At 60.5% G+C, this 14,965-nt stretch carries 11 protein-coding genes and 4 tRNA genes; 13 read left to right on the forward strand and 2 right to left on the reverse strand.

What is annotated here, in order from left to right; translation table 11 throughout:
- Window positions 1–122 precede the first annotated feature (122 nt).
- Window positions 123–2,765, forward strand: a complete 2,643-nt coding sequence (locus ABCP74_RS05185) for an ATP-dependent Clp protease ATP-binding subunit (protein ID WP_343001074.1) — start codon at window positions 123–125, stop codon at window positions 2,763–2,765.
- Window positions 2,766–2,979: 214 nt separating this feature from the next.
- The gene (locus tag ABCP74_RS05190; protein ID WP_343001075.1) at window positions 2,980–4,437 is read left to right on the forward strand and encodes an aminoacyl-histidine dipeptidase; all 1,458 of its coding nucleotides are present in this window, start codon (window positions 2,980–2,982) and stop codon (window positions 4,435–4,437) included.
- 78 nt (window positions 4,438–4,515) lie between these two features.
- Here ABCP74_RS05190 and ABCP74_RS05195 read toward each other — a convergent pair whose 3' ends face one another.
- Complete coding sequence (locus tag ABCP74_RS05195) at window positions 4,516–5,094, reverse strand: manganese efflux pump MntP (protein WP_343001076.1); 579 nt, start codon at window positions 5,092–5,094, stop codon at window positions 4,516–4,518.
- A gap of 374 nt (window positions 5,095–5,468) precedes the next feature.
- Here ABCP74_RS05195 and disA point away from each other — a divergent pair, with 374 nt between their 5' ends.
- The 6 genes from disA to ABCP74_RS05225 all read left to right on the forward strand — a co-directional run bounded on the left by disA (window position 5,469) and on the right by ABCP74_RS05225 (window position 10,900).
- Window positions 5,469–6,509 (forward strand): DNA integrity scanning diadenylate cyclase DisA, encoded by a 1,041-nt coding sequence (disA, locus tag ABCP74_RS05200; protein ID WP_006234973.1) that lies wholly within the window; start codon window positions 5,469–5,471, stop codon window positions 6,507–6,509.
- A complete protein-coding gene (gene ispD / locus ABCP74_RS05205) occupies window positions 6,509–7,237 on the forward strand; it encodes a 2-C-methyl-D-erythritol 4-phosphate cytidylyltransferase (RefSeq protein ID WP_022093924.1) in 729 nt (242 codons plus the stop codon). Before disA ends, ispD begins: the two co-directional genes overlap by 1 nt.
- A complete protein-coding gene (gene ispF, locus ABCP74_RS05210; protein WP_006234975.1) occupies window positions 7,227–7,721 on the forward strand; it encodes a 2-C-methyl-D-erythritol 2,4-cyclodiphosphate synthase in 495 nt (164 codons plus the stop codon). Before ispD ends, ispF begins: the two co-directional genes overlap by 11 nt.
- 3 nt (window positions 7,722–7,724) lie before the next feature.
- Entirely contained in the window at window positions 7,725–9,191 is a 1,467-nt protein-coding gene (gene cysS / locus ABCP74_RS05215) for a cysteine--tRNA ligase (protein WP_343001077.1), read from the forward strand.
- A 143-nt stretch (window positions 9,192–9,334) separates the two neighbouring features.
- Window positions 9,335–10,219 (forward strand): 23S rRNA (guanosine(2251)-2'-O)-methyltransferase RlmB, encoded by an 885-nt coding sequence (gene rlmB / locus ABCP74_RS05220; RefSeq protein ID WP_343001078.1) that lies wholly within the window; start codon window positions 9,335–9,337, stop codon window positions 10,217–10,219.
- A 3-nt stretch (window positions 10,220–10,222) separates the two neighbouring features.
- Window positions 10,223–10,900, forward strand: coding sequence for an NYN domain-containing protein (locus ABCP74_RS05225; RefSeq protein WP_006234978.1), 678 nt, complete (start codon window positions 10,223–10,225; stop codon window positions 10,898–10,900).
- 27 nt (window positions 10,901–10,927) lie between these two features.
- Here ABCP74_RS05225 and ABCP74_RS05230 read toward each other — a convergent pair whose 3' ends face one another.
- Window positions 10,928–12,268, reverse strand: a complete 1,341-nt coding sequence (locus tag ABCP74_RS05230) for a DNA-binding protein (RefSeq protein ID WP_117848041.1) — start codon at window positions 12,266–12,268, stop codon at window positions 10,928–10,930.
- Window positions 12,269–12,430: 162 nt separating this feature from the next.
- Here ABCP74_RS05230 and ABCP74_RS05235 point away from each other — a divergent pair.
- The 5 genes from ABCP74_RS05235 (at window position 12,431) to tuf (ending at window position 14,775) form a co-directional block, all read left to right on the forward strand.
- Window positions 12,431–12,505: transfer RNA gene (locus ABCP74_RS05235), tRNA-Thr, on the forward strand.
- Between the two features lie 735 nt (window positions 12,506–13,240).
- Window positions 13,241–13,322, forward strand: a tRNA-Tyr gene (locus tag ABCP74_RS05240).
- A gap of 10 nt (window positions 13,323–13,332) precedes the next feature.
- Window positions 13,333–13,408 (forward strand) — tRNA-Thr (locus tag ABCP74_RS05245).
- Between the two features lie 3 nt (window positions 13,409–13,411).
- Window positions 13,412–13,488, forward strand: a tRNA-Met gene (locus ABCP74_RS05250).
- A gap of 96 nt (window positions 13,489–13,584) precedes the next feature.
- Window positions 13,585–14,775 carry an elongation factor Tu gene (gene tuf, locus ABCP74_RS05255; protein WP_035137538.1) on the forward strand — a complete coding sequence of 397 codons (1,191 nt, stop codon included), beginning with the start codon at window positions 13,585–13,587 and terminating at the stop codon, window positions 14,773–14,775.
- The last annotated feature ends 190 nt before the right edge of the window (window positions 14,776–14,965 follow it).

Consider the following 14,965-nt stretch of genomic DNA (forward strand, 5'->3'; position numbering starts at 1 on the left):
CGCGGCTACGGGTGGGAAAGGTCCCAACGGTTAACATATACTCCATATGGGTAAAGAGACCAAAGCGCCGCCACGAGTGGCGCTTTGCGTTTGAAAAACTAGCTCGTCTAAGAGGAACTAGCATGTTAGACCGTTTTACCGATCGCGCGCGCAAGGTCATGTCCATGGCCAAGCAAGAGGCGCTCGATCTGCACTCAAATAAGGTGGGCACCGAGCACCTGCTGCTTGCTCTCGCTAAGGAGGACGAGGGTATTGCCGCCGAGGCACTGCGCTCGCTCGATATCTCCTACGATGACATCATGGATACCCTCAAAGAGGTCCAGACCACGGTTCCCGAGCCCAGCGAGGAGACCGAGGCTGCCAAGCTCGCCTTTACGCCGCTCGTCATCAGCGTGATGGAGCGCTCCTTCCGCGTGGCACGCGAGAACAACCAGACCTACGTTTCGACCGAGCACTTGCTGATCGGCATCGTCGAAGAGGGCAACGGCATGGCCATGGACATCCTCATGCGCCTGGGCGTGTCGTCTGCTTCCATTAAAAAGGCCATCGAAAAGCTCACTGCCAAGGATCAGGACAAGAAGCGTCCGCTCGCTGGCGCTGGCGCTGGTCGTCCCGGTGCGGGCCTGCCGTTCTTTAGCGGCTCGGATGCCTCTCAGCAAAAGGGGAGCGGCACCGACACGCTCAAGCAGTTCGCCACCAACCTCACGCAAAAGGCGCGCGACGGCGAGCTCGATCCCGTGATTGGCCGCGAAAAGGAAGTCCAGCGCATGATGGAGATCCTTTCGCGCCGCACCAAGAACAATCCGCTTATCCTGGGCGATCCCGGCGTGGGCAAGACGGCTATCGTCGAGGGCCTGGCGCAGCAGATTGCTGCTGGCAATGTGCCCGAGAATCTTATGAATCAGAATATCTGGACGCTCGATCTGCCGGGTCTTGTCGCGGGTGCCAAGTATCGCGGTGAGTTTGAGGAGCGCCTCAAGAACGTGATCCAGGAGGCGACCGAAGCCGACGACGTCATCTTGTTTATCGACGAGATGCACACCATCATCGGTGCCGGTTCTGCCGAGGGTTCTATCGATGCGAGCTCTATGCTCAAGCCCGTGCTCGCGCGCGGTGCTTTCCAGATCATCGGTGCCACCACGGCCGAGGAGTTCCGCAAGTACCTCACCAAGGACCCGGCCTTCGAGCGTCGCTTCCAGACCATTGATGTCGAGGAGCCGAGCGTCGAGGACACGGTCAAGATCCTGACCGCGCTCAAGCCGCGCTACGAGGAGCACCACCATGTGCGCTATACGCAGGGTGCTATCGAGGCCGCCGCGAACCTTTCCAACCGCTACATCCAGGATCGCTTCCTGCCCGATAAGGCCATCGACCTCATCGACGAGGCCGGTGCCCGCGCTCGCATCGCCGCGAATCGCGCGCCCGAGCCGGTGCGCGAGGCCGAGCATCGTATAGAGGAGCTCAAGGCCGCCGCGCAGGAGGCCACCGAGAGCGATGACATGAACAAGGCCGCCGAGATCACCGAGCAGCAGAAGGCCGCTGAGATTGAACTCGCCGAAGCCAAGGCCGCCTGGACCGCCGAGCTCGACGCCAGCCCGCTCACCATCGACGTGAGTCAGATTGCCGACATCGTGTCCGTGACCTCTGGCGTGCCGGTTTCCTCGCTCACCGAGAGCGAGAGCCGTCGCCTACTGCAGACCGAAAGCGTGCTCAAGACCCGCATTATCGGCCAGGACGAGGCCGTCGAGGCCGTCGCCAAGGCAGTGCGCCGCAGCCGTTCGCCGCTCAAGGACCCGCGTCGCCCCGGCGGTAGCTTTATCTTCCTGGGCCCCACCGGCACGGGCAAGACTGAGCTCGCCAAGACGCTCGCCGAGTACCTCTTTGGCAGCAAGGACGCGCTCATCAGCTTCGACATGTCCGAGTTCGGTAGCGAGTTCGAGGTCTCCAAGCTTATCGGTAGCCCTCCGGGTTACGTGGGTCACGACGAGGGCGGTCAGCTCACCAAGGCCGTTCGTCGTCACCCGTACTCGGTCGTGCTGTTCGACGAGATCGAGAAGGCACACCCTGATATCTTCAACATCTTGCTACAGGTGTTGGAGGAGGGCCGCCTGACCGATAGTCAGGGCAAGACGGTCGATTTCCGCAACACCGTGATCATCATGACGTCCAACGTGGGCGCCCGCGAGATTGCGCAGGATGCGAGCGTGGGCTTTGGCACCACCGGCGAGCAGGGTCTCACGTCGAGTGAGATCCGCGGCCGTGCGATGGGCGAGCTCAAGCGCCTGTTTCGTCCCGAGCTGCTCAACCGTATCGACGATATTGTGGTGTTCCAGAAGCTCTCGGGCGAGAACCTGACCAAGATTGCGCACCTGTTGGTGGACGATCTGCGCCAGCGCCTGATTGCCAACGGCATGAACATCAAGCTCACCGATGCGGCCTATGACAAGATCGTGGCCGAGGGTACCGACCTTACCAATGGTGCGCGTCCGCTGCGCCGTGCTATCCAAAAGCTTATCGAGGACCCGCTGTCCGAGGAGCTTCTGGCCGGCGAATGGGGCGAGGGCGATACCGTCCTGTGCGACGTGGTCGACGGCAAGTTTGTCTTTAGCCACGGCACGGGTGAGATTCCGGCGCCGCGTCCGGCGGGTGCACTCGGGGGCGATACCGCTCCGGCGGCGCCGCACACCGGAAACGCCGCGCCTGTGAGCAGTGGCGTGAGCTCGGGCCCCGGCGGCATGATGCAAGCCGGTTCCGGCGCGCTGTAGGGCGTGGCGACAATTTGATACGCGCAATCGAGGCGCTCCGGAAAGGGCGCCTCGATTTGTAGAGCTGCGGAAGTTGTGACCGTTACGCTATACGGTCCACCGTTAGCCGATGATGCGAGGGCGCTCGGCGTTTTCGACTGGTTTATGCACGCAAAGTCTGGGAATATACAAGTCGCATGTCTTACTGTCTAACCAGTTGCGCCAAGGAGGCACCATGGACTACAAGATTACCGGCTACGAGCCCGCCCAGCTGTTCCATTTCTTTGAGGAGGTCAGCGCGATCCCCCGTGGGTCTGGCAACGAGAAGGGCATCAGCGATTTCCTGGTCGCGTTTGCCAAGGAGCGCGGTCTTGATGTGTATCAGGACGAGGTCTACAACGTCATCATTCGCAAGCCCGCATCTGCCGGCGCCGAGAATGCCCCGACCGTCATGCTGCAGGGCCACATCGATATGGTGTGCGACAAGTTGGGCTCCGTTGAGCACGACTTTACGACCGACGGTATCGACTTGGTCGTCAAGGACGGTGTCCTCACCGCTAACGGCACCACTCTGGGCGCCGACAACGGTATCGCCGTCGCTCTGATGCTCACTGTTCTCGATGACGATTCGATCGTTCACCCTGCCCTCGAGTGCGTATTCACCACCGACGAGGAGACTGGCCTGGTCGGCGCCGAGACGCTCGACAAGTCCCAGATTAGCGCCCGCACTATGATTAATCTCGACTCCGAGGAAGAGGGCGTTGCCACCGTCAGCTGCGCCGGCGGCGTCGTCGTTACCTACACCTGCCCGATCGCGCGCGAGCACAAGACCGGTAGCACCCTCACGCTCGACATCTCCGGCCTACTGGGCGGTCACTCCGGCAGCGATATCCACCTGGAGCGCGGCAATGGCAACCTCATCATGGCCCGCATCATCGACCGCCTGATGGTTGCCGGCGAGCCCGCCATCGTTAGCTTTAACGGCGGCACCAAGGACAACGCCATCAACCGTGAGTGCAAGGCTGTTCTGGTCTACGCCGACCACGCTGCTGCCGAGGCCGCGGCCCAGATTGCAAAGGGCATCATCGCCGACGTCACTGCCGAGCTCGAGGTCTTCGACCCCGGCTTTACCTGCACCGTTGAGATTGCCGACGACGCCGAGGTCGAGGCCATGGACCAGAAGTCCGCGCTTGCCCTCATCCGCGCCCTGCGTCTTGCCCCTAACGGCGTGATTCGCCGCAACGTCGCCACCGACGGCTCCGTCGAGGTTTCCTCCAACATCGGTGTGGTTGCCACCTCTGACGACGAGGTCAAGATCATGCTGTCCCCGCGCTCCTCGATCACCTCGCTGCAGAACGAGTTCAAGGACCGCCTGCAGACGCTGGCCGATGTCCTGGGCTTCGACGCCAAGTTCGAGTTCGAGTATCCCGGCTGGAGCTATGCCGAGCATTCGCCGGTCCGCGACGTCTTCGTCGAGAGCTATCGCGAGCTCTTTGGCTCCGAGCTGCGCATCGAGTCCATTCACGCCGGCCTTGAGTGCGGCCTGTTTGCCGAGGCCCTGCACGGCCTGGACGCCATCGCCGTGGGCCCGACGCTCTCCGATGTCCACACCCCGGACGAGAGCATGGAGCTCGCTTCTGCCGAGCGCTTCTACGAGCTGCTCATCGACGTCCTCAAGCGCCTTGCCGCGTAAAGGTCGCCTGTGAAGCCGCTCTAAAACGGCTGGCTATGAAAACGGCCGCCTGGCGTAATGCCGGGCGGCCGTTATTCGTCACAGTGCGAGGATCCCCAGATGCTCAAGCAAGATCTTAAGCCCGATGAGGATGAGCACGACGCCGCCCACGATGGTGGCGGGATTTTCGTAGCGCGCGCCAAAGGTGTGGCCGATCGCTACGCCGGCGACGGAGAAGATAAACGTTGTGACGCCGATAAGCGATACAGCGGGAACGATGTCAACCGAGAGCGCCGCAAATGAGATGCCCACGGCCAGGGCGTCGATTGAGGTGGCGATGGCGAGGATCAGGTACTCGCCCAGGTCAATCTTTTCAGCATCCTTGCCGTCGCCTTCATCCTCGTCTTCGGTAAAGGCTTCCCACAGCATTTTGCCGCCGATGAAGGCCAAAAGGATAAAGGCGATCCAATGGTCGATGGGTCCGATGATGCCCATGAATTGACTGCCGAGCGCCCATCCGATTACGGGCATGCCGGCCTGAAAGCCGCCGAAGAACAGGCCGAGCACCACGGCGACTTTAAGGTTGATCTTTTTCATGCCGAGGCCCTTGCAGATGGAAACGGCAAAGGCGTCCATCGAAAGGCCAACGGCGAGCAACACGAGCTCTGCGAGTCCCATAGTCTGGCTCCCTCTCTGCGGGCGGGCCCGCGTGTACCTCTTGGGGGAGTAACAAAAAAGACCCGTGGCGTACGCGTTGCGCGCACAGCCACGAGTCTCGTTCATTAAGGCAAGCCAGGCCGCATCGGCCAGTGTGTTGACTTGCCGCGCCACCGGAGGCGAACCCGATCACGCGACTACTCCCTCATTTATGCGAATCCCGATGCTACCACATAAGCAGCTCATTTGGATTGGGGCTCTCAGCTGTGTTCGCTCATTCTGTAAGCATCGGATTTCGCGAGCGCCGCGGGGACAAACCGTGAGAAACTATTTAGCGTTTATGGAGCGTATACGATGGGAGCGATGCCTTGGATAAGAACGAGCTGCAAAAGCGTATGGAACAGGCTATTCGCCTGACTGCCCCCGGCCAGCCGATCCGCACCGCCCTCGACATGATCATTGCCGGTCACTTGGGTGCCCTTATCTGCGTCGGTGACACCGAAAACGTGCTCGCTGCCGGTAACGACGGCTTCCCGCTCAACATTTCGTTTACCTCGAACCGCCTGTTCGAGCTTTCCAAGATGGACGGCGCCATCGTCATCGACGGCGACCTCACCCAGATCCTGCGCGCCAACTTCCACCTCAATCCCGATCCCTCGCTTGCCACGAGCGAGACGGGCATGCGTCACCGCACCGCCGCTCGCATGTCGGTGCTCACCGACGCCATCGTGATCTCGGTTTCGGCTCGTCGTGCCGTCGTCAACGTGTACGTCCACGGTAAGAGCTACGAGATCCAGCCCGTTACCACCATCATGAGCTCGGTCAACCAGCTCGTCGCCACGCTCCAGACTACCCGTCAGTCGCTCGATCGCTCCCTGCTGCGCCTGACGGCCCTTGAGCTCGACGACTACGTCACGCTCGCCGACATCACTGGCATCTTCTCAAGCTTCGAGATCATGCAGCAGGCAAAGACCGAGCTTAAGGATTGCATTGTCAAGCTGGGTAACCAGGGCAAGCTCGTGCAGATGCAGCTCGAGCAGCTCGCGGGCTCCAGCATGGATACCGAATACGACTTGATGATCCGCGACTACGCAAGCGATTCCTCTGAGGCCAATGCCGAGAAGATTCGCGCTGAGCTTGCCCGCATGACGCCTAAGGACCTGTCCGACCCGCAGCACGTGGCGGCAGTTCTGGGCTATGACGACTTGGACGAGGACTCCGTCATGACGCCGCTGGGCCTGCGCACGCTTTCTCGCGTGTCCGTCGTGCGCGACGGCGTGGCCGAGAAGATCGTCGACGAGTACGGCTCGCTGCAGGAGCTCATGGACGACATCAGCGAGGATCCGGAGCGCCTGGGCGATTTTGGCGTTAACAACCCTGCCATTCTTGCGGACTCCCTGTACCGCATGAAGGGCACCAAACAGGGGAACGCATAATGGCGCCCGTATGCGCCGTGGTCGTTGCCGGCGGCAGCGGTCAGCGCTTTGGAAATCCCGGCGGCAAGCAGCTCGTTAACGTGGCGGGCCGTCCGCTTATGAGCTGGTCCATCCGCGCGTTTGACCGTAGCGATAAGGTCGGCCACATCGTCGTGGTTTGCCCTGCCGAGCGCCGTGCCGAGATGCGCCGCCTGGCCATCGACCCGTTTGACTATGACACGCCCATCAGTTTTGCCGATGCCGGCGATACCCGCCAGGACTCCACCCGTGCCGGCGTGCACGCGGTGCCGGCGGGCTTTGAATACGTCGCCATTCACGATGGCGCTCGTCCGCTCATCACGACCGAGGCCATCGATCATGCGATCGACGTGCTTGTGGGCGACCGCTCGCTCGACGGTGTCGTGTGCGGTCAACCCGCGATCGACACGCTCAAGATCGTTGACGGCGATAACATCGTCGAGACGCCGCCGCGTGAGCTTTATTGGGCTGCGCAGACGCCGCAGATCTTTAGCGTCGATGCTATGAAGCGCGCCCACGCCGCTGCTATCGCCGAGGGCTTTATCGGTACCGATGATTCGTCGTTGGTCGAGCGCATGGGCGGACGCGTCCGCTGCGTCCAGAGCCCGCGCGACAACCTTAAGGTGACGGTGCCCGAGGACCTGCGTCCTGTAACCGCGATTCTGCTCGGTCGCATGGCCGAGGGAGAGGACCTTCCCCATGTTCAGTAACCTGCGCATTGGCCATGGCTACGACGTCCACCGTCTGGTGGAGGGGCGTCGATGTATCATCGGCGGTGTCGACATTCCCTACGAGCGCGGCCTGCTGGGCCACTCGGATGCCGATGTGCTCGCGCACGCCTTGGCCGACGCCATTCTGGGCGCCTGCCGCGGGGGAGACATCGGCAAGCTATTCCCCGATACCGACCCCGCCTATGAGGGCGCCGACTCGATGGTGCTGCTCGCTCGCGTGATGGACTATGCGCGCGAGCTGGGCTTCGAGTTTGTCGATGCCGATTGCACCATTGCCTGCCAGCAGCCTAAGATCACCCCGCACCGCGATGCCATGCGCGCCAACCTCGCTCATGCTCTGGGCGTTGACGTCGAAAACGTGGGCGTCGCCGCCACTACGACCGAAAAGCTCGGTTGGGAAGGCCAGGGCGAGGGAATCGGCGCCTGGGCCGTCTGCCTGCTACAGAAAACCGTTAAGGAGTAACGAATGCGTATCTACAACAGCGCTACCCATAAAAAGGAAGAGTTCCAGCCCATCGAGTCCGGCAAGGTCCGCATGTACGTGTGCGGCCCCACGGTCTACGACAACATCCACATCGGCAATGCCCGCACGTTCATCAGCTTTGACGTGATTCGTCGCTGGCTCATCGCGAGCGGCTACGAGGTCACGTTCGCCCAGAACCTCACCGATGTCGATGACAAGATCATCAAGCGCGCCAACGAGCAGGGCCGCACGGCCGCCGAGGTCGCGACGGAGTTCTCCGACAAGTTCATCGGCGTCATGCGCGCCGCCAACGTGCTCGATCCCGATGTGCGCCCCCGCGCCACCAAGGAGATCGGCCCCATGATCGCCATGATCAAGACGCTTATCGAGCAGGGCCACGCTTACGCAGCCGATAACGGCGATGTGTACTTTGCCGTGCGCAGCGATCCCAACTATGGTCAGGTCTCGGGCCGCAACATCGACGACCTTATGGTTGGCGCGCGCATCGAGGAGAACGAGGACAAGAACGACCCGCTTGACTTTGCCCTGTGGAAGGCCGCCAAGCCCGGCGAGCCCAGCTGGCCGAGCCCCTGGGGCGAGGGCCGTCCCGGTTGGCACACCGAGTGCGCCGCTATGGTGCATCGCTACCTGGGCACTCCGATCGACATCCACGGCGGCGGCTCCGACCTTGCCTTCCCGCATCACGAGAACGAGTGCGCCCAGGCCACCTGCGCCTGGCACCAGGGTTTCTCCAACACTTGGATGCACACGGGCATGCTACTGGTTGACGGCGAGAAGATGTCCAAGTCGCTCGGCAACTTCTTTACGCTGGCCGAGGTCCTCGAGCAGCACTCCGCTGCCGCTCTGCGCCTTCTGATGCTGCAGACGAGCTATCGCTCGCCGCTCGACTTTTCTTGGGAGCGCCTGGAGGGTGCCGAGAACTCGCTCACGCGTATCGCCGGTACGGTCGAGAACCTGCGCTGGGCCGCGAACCATGCGACGGCCGATGCCGATGAGGCAGCATCCGAGGCGTTTGCCGCCAAGGCCGCCGAGACCCGTGCCACCTTTAAGGAGTGCATGGACGACGACTTTAACACCGCCGGCGCCATGGGTGCCGTCTTTGGCTTTGTGACCGAGTGCAACCAGTACCTGGAGCAGGCGGGCGACGCTGCCGACAAGGCCGCCACGCTTGCCGCCGCCGACACGCTGGCCGAGCTGCTCGATACGTTTGGTGTTGAGCTCCCCGAGCCCAAGGTCGAGCTGCCGCTGGGTCTGCTGGGTGTTGCCGCCGGTCTGGTCGCCTACACGGGCGACGACGTGGACGAGGCCGCTGCCAAGATTCTCGAGGCCCGCGCCGAGGCCCGTGCCGCCAAGAACTGGGATCTGGCCGACGCCATCCGCGACCAGCTCAAGGACCTGGGCCTGACGATCGAGGATACTGCCGCGGGTACTCGTATTAAGAGTCTCTAGTATTTGTCGACCGTTCGAGGTACGGCAGATTGCCTTGAAAGAGGAGGGCATAGACCTGGTGGTCATGCCCGACGATTGAAAGGCAAGGTGCCGTGGCTCGGACGGTCGATTCTTGTTCGTTATCTATTTAAGGAGGCCGTCCTATGGCCGACAATCGCAAGCGTGCGCCTCGTGGTGGCAAGCAGGCCGCTTCTGGCTCGCGTCCGATTCGCCGCAATGATCGCGCTGCCGCTCCTAAGGGCCAGCGCGATCGCAACCGCGACGCTGTCCAGGCTCCCAAGGGCGAGTTTATCGAAGGCCGTCGTGCTGCCGCCGAGGCGCTACGCACCGGTTTTCCTATCAAGTGCGCGCTCATCGCCGAGGGCGGGGAGCGCGATGCTGCCCTGTCGCGTTTGGTCGATGACCTCAACGCTTCGGGTGTCCGCATTAAGTACGTGCCGCGTGCACAGCTCGATGCGCTGTCGAGCCATGGCGCTCACCAGGGCATCGCACTCGAGGTGGGCAATTTCCCTTATGCCGATGTTGCCGATATCCTCGACCGCGCGGGCGAGGGTCCGGCACTTGTCGTGGTGCTCGATCACGTGACCGACGACGGTAACTTTGGCGCCATCGTGCGCTCCGCCGAGGTCGTGGGCGCCGCGGGCGTCGTCATCGCCAACAAGCGTGCCGCCGGCGTGACCGTGGGCAGCTACAAGACCTCAGCCGGTGCCGTCATGCATCTGCCTATCGCGCAGGTTCCCAATATCGCCCGTGCACTCGACGACCTCAAGGCCGCTGGCTTTTGGGTGGGCGGTGCCTCCGAGCACGCCGAAGGCAGTTGCTGGGATGCTCCCTTCGAGGGCCGCGTGGCGCTCGTCATGGGCTCCGAGGGCGACGGCATCTCGCGCCTGGTGCTCGAGAAATGTGACTTTTTGACCAAGCTTCCCCAGCGCGGCATGACCGAGAGCCTCAACGTTGCCCAGGCAACGACGGCGCTATGCTTTGAGTGGTTACGTCGCAACGCCGGCGAGCTCATGGGGGAGGAGTAGCGCATGTCCAAGAAGAACCGCGCCAAGTCCAAGGCCAAGCGCTTTGGCGAAGGCTCGGCCAAGCCGATTGTCTCGGCCGCGACCTACGGCGTGGGCGGCAATGCGTTTGCACAGGCTATCGCCGACCCAGTCTCGACGGTGCACTCCAACAAGCCCGAGCTGCTGGTGGTCGACGGTTACAACGTGATCCACTGCACGCCGCGCTACGAAAAGCTCGTGTACGACCACTCCGACGATCCGTATTCCAGCGACGTTCACGATATGGCGCGCACCGCCCTCATCAACGATGTCGCCGCGTTTGCCCAGGGCCGCTACGAGGCTGTGATCGTGTTCGACGGCGCGGGCAATATCTCCAGCGAGCGCCCCAACCTGCCGGCCCGCGGCGTGCGCATCGAGTTTTCGCCGACGGGTGTTTCGGCCGATACCGTGGTGCAGAAGCTCTGCATTGAGGCACGTGAGGAAGGCCGCGCGTGCTCCGTGGTATCGAGCGACGGCACGATCCAGGCCGTTGTCATGGGCAAGGGCGTCACGCGCATCTCGAGCCGTATGCTGGTGGACGAGATCAAACAGATCGATAACGACGTTCACGAGGCAGAGGAAGCTCCGCAGATTAAGATGACTCTGGGCAGCCGCCTGAGTCCCGATGCCCTGGCCAAGCTCAAGGCCCTGCGCGGACGGTAGGGGAGTTGGCGGGGCAATGCTGCCTTGCTAACTCCATTCAGCGATGTCGATCATTCTTTCGAGGCGCCACGTTAGCGCCTCTTTTAGATAAGGCAGTCTCGCTGCTAGGGCATCGTTTTTAGACAGAATCTCGATTGCCTCGTCGACAAAACCTTCGAGTTTGCCCCCGTCAAACCAGCTCATATCCTCAACAAGCAACATTTGTTTCGCGGGACTTGAATGGAACTGCGCGCTGGCAAAACTGTGCTCTCCTGCCCTAAGCTCCTCTAGAGATATGTTGCACCAGAGCGATGAGCCCGAATCGAAGATGGGGGCTGGTCTGCAGGCCAGTGAGTTGACGTTTCGCACGAGGCCGAAGTTGCGCCAATGACGATCGTAGTTGGCGATGATGTCGTCGCATACGATCATGCGGTCAAGGGCATCCTTAACGCCTGCCACCCCGAGCTCCTCGCAATTTGCTACATATCGCTCGTAGTCGGTTAGCCGTTCATCTGCGTTTGCGTGCTGGTTTACATAGAACGCAGGGACATACTCTTCTTCATCAGTTAAGAAGACATCGCATATGCTCAGGGCGGAAGTGCCCGTGCCCTCGAGCGAGTAAGGCACGTAATCGCAGGCGTTTAGGATGCGACGGTGGAGCGCGGTCGCCACCAGCTCGTTATAAGGTTCCTGGTTCAGGTGCGCTCCTGCCTTATGCAGAATTCGACGCCCGCCCTCGCACGTCCAGTACTTTTGAAGATTGCCGTCCGAGGTGTTATCGGGCTTTGCGGCAGCCGCTTTTCCCTCTGGGGCAAAGGGCGCAATGGACAGCGAGACGTCATCAAAGGCGTTATTGAAGAAGTTGATATCCTCCCAGGCGAGACCGGAATCTTGGGGTCTAATCCAATACTGGTCGGATAGGGAGAGGCCAAGATTTCGCTGGACGAGTTCATCGGGAACATCGACTGCGGCTTCTGCAAGCAGGGAGGCTAGCCCAATGCGTGCGAGCGGGATACCGCGGCCGCGCCACCAGATGCGGAAGGAGTCGAGCGATATGGGGCTATTAGGGCCAAATACTCCAATAGGGGCGTGGGCGTAATCGATGTCGGCGCCGATGTGGGTAAAGTCTTTTCGAGATGTGCTGTAGACCAGCTGAGCGACTTCGTGCGTGCGATTCATGAGGGTGAACGCGATCTCGCTCTTACCGTGGCCGCGGCGGGGACGTCCCCCCGTTTTGGTCACGGAGCGGAGTCGCGTGTCGACGCTGTCTTTGTCGATGAGCCATACACCAGAAGCCTTGCGGGCCTCAAGTGCTCCGTTTTTTATGAGCTCCTGCACCCTGCGCGGAGTGATGCCGAGCAGTTCGGCTGCTTCCTTGGTAGTAAGCATCGCGAAACCCTTCGTCAGAACGAATAGTTTTATATATAGCAATTGTAATTAAAACTATTCGTTCTGACGAATGGTTTTGAGATGTGGTCGGGTGAAGGGCCTGTTGCGCCTCGTCCGCAATTCCTTTATTCTTAACTGGCTTCGCGTGAAAGCGCCAAGTGTGCCAGTGTGGCGCAACGGTAGCGCAACTGATTTGTAATCAGTGGGTTGCAGGTTCGATTCCTGTCACTGGCTCCATGAGAGTTTCGGGCTCTGTCTCCAATTGGGACAGGGCCCGTTTCTATTTATGTCGACATGTAAGCGGGTTTGACTCCCACCAAGCTTCAGGTTTGTCTCGATCTGTAACACGGGTGGGCTGAAAACCCTCCTTATAGTTACAGATTGAGACAATGCCAAGGGTTGGCCGATAATATCTCGATCTGTAACACGAAGAGGCTGAAACCGTTCTTACTGTTACAGAATGAGACGTAAGCTGGTGTCTCTGCGTAATATCTCGATCTGTAACAGATGGGGGAGGAATAACCCTCTTACTGTTACAGATCGAGACAAAGGCCGGACCGGTCCCAGTCATCCTGGTCGAGTGAGGATTTCCGGACATACGAGGGTGGATAATCTCCCACTTTGGACTCGAAGCCACGCCAAAAGTGGGAGATTATCCACGCTCGATTCTGTCTGGGAAGCCCCGATCTCGACCTATATATAGGTGCAAATAAGCCATTATCGAAGTTCGATCCTGAAGGTGTACTCCACTACACCAAAGTGTTACCTCGGGAAACGTCACCTCAGTATTCAAAACCACCGTCCTTCATATCCAAACTCAACAAAACCGCAGGTCACAGCTATATAGATACGCCCGGCACCGTGTATCTAGAGGTTTTCGTTGACAGCCCCCAGGGTTGCATCGTATTATCTTTTTCGTTCGCGGGGGCGGCGGTCCAAAAGACCAAAGGACCTGCGGATACTTGAACGATTGGGAGTTTGCCCGAGTGGTTAATGGGGACGGGCTGTAAACCCGTTGGCTCTGCCTACATAGGTTCGAATCCTATAGCTCCCACCCGTCAAGTGCCTGTATAGCTCAGTCGGTAGAGCACTTCGTTGGTAACGAAGAGGTCACCAGTTCAAGTCTGGTTGCAGGCTCCATCCGGCGGTGTAGCTCAGTTGGTTAGAGCACACGGTTCATACCCGTGGCGTCACTGGTTCGAATCCAGTCACCGCTACCATAGGTAACACGGTGGCTTCTCAATAGTATGTTGAGAGGCCACTATGGTATAAAGGCAAAGTCCCGTCCGGGGACGACCTGTTTAGAGGAGGGCTTTATGGCCAAAGAGAAGTTTGAGCGCACTAAGCCGCATGTTAACATCGGCACCATTGGTCACGTCGACCACGGCAAGACCACGCTGACCGCTGCCATCACCAAGGTTCTCTCCGAGACCGAGGGCTGCAAGGCTGACTTCACTGCGTTCGAGAACATCGACAAGGCTCCCGAGGAGCGCGAGCGCGGCATCACGATTTCCGTCTCCCACGTTGAGTACGAGACCGCTGCCCGTCACTACGCTCACGTTGACTGCCCGGGCCACGCTGACTACGTCAAGAACATGATCTCCGGCGCTGCTCAGATGGACGGCGCTATCCTGGTCATCGCTGCTACCGACGGCCCCATGGCTCAGACCCGCGAGCACATCCTGCTCGCCCGTCAGGTCGGCGTTCCCTACATCGTCGTCTTCCTGAACAAGTGCGACATGGTCGACGATGACGAGCTCATCGACCTCGTCGAGATGGAGACCCGTGAGCTCCTCTCCGAGTACGATTTCCCCGGCGACGACATCCCCGTCATCCGTGGCTCCGCTCTGGGCGCTCTCGAGGGCGACGCCAAGTGGATGGACGCCATTCGCGAGCTCATGAAGGCCGTCGACGAGTACATCCCGACGCCTGCTCGTAACAACGACCTCCCGTTCCTGATGGCCGTTGAGGACGTTATGACCATCTCCGGCCGTGGTACCGTTGCTACTGGCCGTGTCGAGCGCGGTGAGCTCAAGCTCAACGAGCCCGTCGAGATCGTCGGCATCAAGGATACCCAGAACACCGTCGTTACCGGTATCGAGATGTTCCGTAAGTCCATGGACTTCTGCGAGGCTGGCGACAACGTCGGTCTGCTGCTCCGCGGCATCAAGCGTGAGGACATCGAGCGCGGCCAGGTTCTCTGCAAGCCCGGTTCGGTTACCCCGCACACCAAGTTCACCGGCGAGATCTACGTTCTGACCAAGGAGGAGGGCGGCCGTCACACCCCGTTCTTCGATGGTTATCGTCCTCAGTTCTACTTCCGTACCACCGACGTTACCGGTACGGTCAAGCTCCCCGAGGGCACCGAGATGGCTATGCCTGGTGACCACATCACCATCGAGGGCGACCTCATCCACCCGATCGCCATGGAGGAGGGCCTGCGCTTCGCTATCCGCGAGGGTGGCCACACCGTCGGTTCGGGCATCGTCTCCACGATCATTGAGTAAATTAGCTCTTTGATATAGCTGACTTAGAGAACCCGGCACTTATATGGGTGCCGGGTTCTTTTCTGCAATGGATATTGAGCCGTTGCTGGTGTCGAGAGGATCGATAATGGTCCTGGATGCACCGTCGATTAGCTCTCGATGGCTTCATTGATGTGTTCCAAATATGAATGGATCCACCGAGAACCAATTG

Source organism: Collinsella aerofaciens (assembly GCF_039062315.1).
Classification (GTDB): Bacteria; Actinomycetota; Coriobacteriia; order Coriobacteriales; family Coriobacteriaceae; genus Collinsella; species Collinsella aerofaciens_BG.